Below are 4,917 nucleotides of genomic sequence, written 5' to 3' on the forward strand. Positions count from 1 at the left end.
ACCGATCAGGCTCGCGGCCTGTGCGGCGAGCACTGATTTGAACATCAGGTCCGAGCCAAAAAACAGCCGGCGGCTTTGTTCGACCATGATGAAAATCGGCCGCTCACGTTCTTCGTGGAACAGCTTGGTGTGAGGCTCCTGGGTGCGTGCGGTCACGCGCCAGTCAATGGTGCGCACATCGTCGCCGGCCTGATAGACCCGTACCTGATCGAAGTCGACGCCACGGCCGCGCAATTTGGAATGGTGCAGGCCGATCAGCGGGCTGCGTTGGCTCGGCGTGGAAAACAGCTGCACTTCGCGCACGCGATGGCGCATCTCGATCAGGTCGGCGAGGCTGACACGGATGCCCGGTTCGGGCGGCAGGCTGGCTTTCATCGGGGTCAAGCGACGGCTACGACGTCGAGAATCCGCTGGACCACCCGGTCCTGGTCGATGCCAGCGGCTTCGGCTTCAAAGGAAAGAATGATGCGATGGCGCAGCACGTCGAACAGCACGGCCTGTATGTCTTCCGGGCTGACGAAGTCGCGCCCGGCCAGCCAGGCGTGGGCGCGGGCGCAGCGGTCCAGGGCAATCGAACCGCGCGGGCTGGCGCCGTAGGCGATCCACTCGGCCATTTCCGGATCGAACTTGGCCGGGGTGCGGGTGGCCATGACCAGTTGCACCAGGTATTCCTCCACGGMGTCGGCCATGTACAAGCCGAGGATTTCCTTGCGTGCGGCGAAGATCGTCTGTTGGGTAACCCGACGCTCAGGTTTCGCTTCGCCGTTCAGGGCTTCGCCACGGGCCTGTTGCAGGATCTTGCGTTCAACCGTCGCGTCCGGGAAACCGATCTTCACGTGCATCAGGAAGCGGTCGAGCTGGGCTTCGGGCAGCGGGTAGGTGYCTTCCTGCTCGATAGGGTTCTGTGTGGCCATCACCAAAAACAAGGGCGACAGTTCATAGGTGCTGCGTCCGACACTGACTTGCCGCTCGCCCATGGCTTCGAGCAAGGCCGACTGAACCTTGGCTGGGGCGCGGTTGATTTCGTCCGCCAGCACCAGGTTGTGGAAAATCGGGCCTTGCTGGAACACGAAACTGCCGGTTTCCGGGCGGTAGATTTCCGTACCGGTAATGTCGGCCGGCAACAGGTCAGGGGTGAACTGGATGCGGTGGAACTGGGCTTCGATGCCTTCGGCAAGTTCTTTGATGGCCTTGGTCTTGGCCAGGCCAGGGGCGCCCTCGACCAGCATGTGGCCGTCGGCGAGCAGGGCGATGAGCAAGCGCTCGATGAGTTTTTCCTGGCCGAGAATCTGCGTTGAAAGAAAGGTTCGCAGCGCGAGTAGCGCTTCACGATGTTCCATCGATGACTGTTCCTGCAAAAGGGTGGCCGAGGACGTTCGAAGTACGCCAGGGCTGGGGGCGTTACTTTAATCCATCGCGGGGGGCGGCGACTAACGGCATTTTGTGCAAAGTGGGGGAAATGGTTGGGGTAATTGCTGGATTTTCGTAGCAGGGGAGTGGTTGGGTGGCTGTGCCGGCCCCATCGCGAGCAGGCTCACTCCTACATTGACGGTGTACGACGATCAATTGTAGGAGCGAGCCTGCTCGCGATGAGGCCGGAACAGGCGCTGATATTCAGAGCTGGCTGATAAAGGTGCCAGTCCCTTCAAGAATGTTCTGCAAGGTCTCTTCCACTTCAGCCAGGTCCGTCATGTCGGCATCGAAGGTGATTTCCAGCACATCATCCCCATTCAACGCATCAGCATCAGCCGCCGCAATTTCGATCTTCAACAGGTTAGGACTGAGCGTGACTTTCACGCCATCCAGGGTCGAAGGCTCGCCGTCGAGGGTGATTTCCAGCTCGTCTTCATCGGGGTAGCGGCTCATCAGGAACATTTCGCCCTGGTCGCTGTGGCAGCAGAGCATGGCCATGTTGTCTTCTTCGTCATCGCAAGGGTTGACGATCAAGAGGGCGGTTTTCATTTTCATGGGAAATTCCTGGCCCGGCGGGCGTGGTAAACGCTACAAAGGGCGATTTTGCCAGCCCGCGGAGATTTCTGCTCGTCCGAGTGTCAAAGACCCGGTCGTGGACGGATAGAGTGTTACTGGTCATTTCTGGTACTCAAGTCCCGTAAAACCGGACGGAAAACCGTCATTTTCCTGTGCGAATGCTAGTGTTGTTCGATGCGCATGCCTTGAGCAGCGTACCGTTGACCGAATATGTCGCAGCACCGCAAGCACGGGTCTTGCCGCACTCGTTAAGCTGCGCAACGGATGAGCACCCGTAAAGACATTGCGCTGCACGCAGCCCAGTCGTTTTTGCAGATGCCCATTCACGGACGGTGAATGTGACCTGAGTGTCTCGTCCAGCTTCATCCACCTGTCGCCCTGTTTCCTCTGCCCGAGAATCAGGAACCGGGTGACGGACCGCCCCGCAAGGGGTTTTTGCACGCGACGCTTTCATCAATAACAAGCCCAAGCGGAGTACCACAGATGGCGTTCTTCACCGCAGCCAGCAAAGCCGACTTCCAGCACCAACTGCAAGCGGCACTGGCGCAGCACATCAATGAACAGGCACTGCCACAAGTGGCGCTGTTCGCTGAACAATTCTTCGGCATCATTTCCCTTGACGAGCTGACCCAGCGTCGGATGTCCGACCTCGCTGGTTGCACCCTTTCTGCATGGCGCTTGCTTGAGCGCTTCGATCACGCGCAACCGCAAGTGCGCGTCTTCAACCCCGATTACGAACGCCACGGCTGGCAGTCGACCCACACCGCGGTCGAAGTGCTGCACCACGATCTGCCATTCCTGGTGGACTCGGTGCGTACCGAGCTGAACCGCCGCGGCTACAGCATCCATACCCTGCAAACCACCGTGCTCAGCGTGCGTCGTGGCAGCAAGGGCGAGCTGTTGGAAATCCTGCCGAAAGGCACCCAGGGCGACGACATTCAGCAAGAGTCGCTGATGTACCTGGAAATCGACCGCTGCGCCAACACCGCCGAGCTCAATGTCCTGAGCAAAGAGCTGGAACAGGTGCTCGGTGAAGTCCGCGTTGCCGTCGGCGATTTCGAACCGATGAAGGCCAAGGTTCAGGACATCCTGACCATGCTGGACAACAGCCAGTTCGCCGTCGATGCCGACGAGAAGAGTGAAATCAAGAGCTTCCTGGAATGGCTGGTGGGTAACCACTTCACCTTCCTCGGCTACGAAGAGTTCGTGGTCAGCGATGAAGCCGATGGCGGCCACATCGTCTATGACAAGGACTCCTTCCTCGGCCTGACCAAACTGCTGCGCGCCGGCCTGACCTACGATGACCTGCGCATCGAAGACTACGCCGTGAACTACCTGCGCGAACCGACCCTGCTGTCGTTCGCCAAGGCTTCGCACCCAAGCCGTGTCCACCGTCCGGCTTACCCGGATTTCGTGTCGATCCGTGAAGTTGACGCCAACGGCAAGGTCATCAAGGAATGCCGATTCATGGGCCTGTACACCTCGTCGGTGTATGGCGAGAGCGTGCGAGTGATCCCGTACATCCGCCGCAAGGTCGAGGAAATCGAACACCGTTCCGGCTTCCAGGCCAAGGCCCACCTGGGCAAGGAACTGGCGCAGGTGCTCGAAGTGCTGCCGCGCGACGATCTGTTCCAGACCCCGGTGGACGAGCTGTTCAGCACCGTGATGTCGATCGTGCAGATCCAGGAACGCAACAAGATTCGCGTGTTCCTGCGCAAAGACCCGTACGGCCGTTTCTGCTACTGCCTGGCTTACGTGCCGCGTGACATCTATTCCACCGAAGTGCGCCAGAAGATCCAGCATGTGCTGATGGATCGCCTGAAAGCGACCGATTGCGAGTTCTGGACGTTCTTCTCCGAGTCCGTGCTGGCCCGCGTGCAATTGATCCTGCGCGTCGACCCGAAAAACCGTCTCGACATCGACCCGCTGTTGCTGGAACGCGAAGTGGTGCAGGCCTGCCGCAGCTGGCAGGACGACTACGCCGCCCTGACCATCGAAAGCTTCGGCGAAGCCCACGGCACCAACGTGCTGGCTGACTTCCCGAAAGGCTTCCCGGCCGGCTACCGCGAGCGTTTCGCCGCTCACTCGGCGGTGGTCGACATGCAGCACCTGCTGAGCCTCAACGAAAAAAATCCGCTGGTGATGAGCTTCTACCAGCCGCTGGGCCAGGTGTCCGGCCAGCGCATGCTGCACTGCAAGCTGTACCACGCCGATACCCCGCTGGCGTTGTCCGATGTCCTGCCGATCCTGGAAAACCTCGGTCTGCGCGTGCTGGGTGAATTCCCGTACCGCCTGCGCCACAACAGTGGCCGCGAGTTCTGGATTCACGATTTCGCGTTCACCGCCGCCGAAGGCCTGGAACTCGACATCCAGCAACTCAACGACACGCTGCAGGACGCGTTTGTCCACATCGTGCGCGGCGATGCCGAGAACGACGCGTTCAACCGTCTGGTAYTGACTGCCGGCCTGCCATGGCGCGACGTGGCGCTGCTGCGTGCCTACGCCCGCTACATGAAGCAGATTCGTCTGGGCTTCGACCTGGGCTATATCGCCAGCACCCTGAACAACCACACCGACATCGCTCGCGAGTTGACCCGGTTGTTCAAGACCCGTTTCTACCTGGCGCGCAAGCTGACCGGCGACGATCTGGGAGACAAGCAGCAACGCCTGGAACACGCGATTCACAGTGCCCTGGACGACGTCCAGGTACTGAACGAAGACCGCATCCTGCGTCGCTACCTGGACCTGATCAAGGCCACCCTGCGCACCAACTTCTACCAGACCGATGCCAACGGCCATAACAAGTCGTACTTCAGCTTCAAGTTCAACCCGCGCTTGATTCCCGAACTGCCGAAGCCGGTACCGAAGTTCGAAATCTTCGTTTACTCGCCGCGCGTCGAAGGCGTGCACCTGCGCTTTGGCAACGTG

Annotated in this window: 4 protein-coding genes; 1 reads left to right on the plus strand and 3 read right to left on the minus strand. The window is 60.0% G+C overall.

Annotated elements, in window-relative coordinates; all coding sequences use genetic code 11:
• From ACXRVY_RS17115 to ACXRVY_RS17125, 3 genes are all read right to left on the minus strand, one after another.
• Positions 1-375, minus strand: a 375-nt coding sequence (locus ACXRVY_RS17115) for a DUF58 domain-containing protein (protein WP_458237825.1), incomplete at its 3' end; no start/stop codon positions are given.
• 5 nt (positions 376-380) lie between these two features.
• Positions 381-1,340 (minus strand): AAA family ATPase, encoded by a 960-nt coding sequence (locus ACXRVY_RS17120; RefSeq protein ID WP_458237826.1) that lies wholly within the window; start codon positions 1,338-1,340, stop codon positions 381-383.
• A gap of 274 nt (positions 1,341-1,614) precedes the next feature.
• Positions 1,615-1,968, minus strand: coding sequence for a hypothetical protein (locus tag ACXRVY_RS17125; protein ID WP_223462908.1), 354 nt, complete (start codon positions 1,966-1,968; stop codon positions 1,615-1,617).
• Between the two features lie 504 nt (positions 1,969-2,472).
• On the opposite strand from ACXRVY_RS17125, the gene ACXRVY_RS17130 reads away from it, so the two are divergent.
• Positions 2,473-4,917, plus strand: a 2,445-nt coding sequence (locus ACXRVY_RS17130) for an NAD-glutamate dehydrogenase domain-containing protein (RefSeq protein WP_458237827.1), incomplete at its 3' end; no start/stop codon positions are given.

The sequence above is a fragment of the Pseudomonas sp. P5_A2_2 genome, from assembly GCF_054177685.1.

Excerpts from the sequence above, each read along its gene's own strand:
- ACXRVY_RS17125 (WP_223462908.1), bottom strand. The coding sequence starts at position 1,968 with ATGAAAATGAAAACCGCCCTCTTGATCGTCAACCCTTGCGATGACGAA.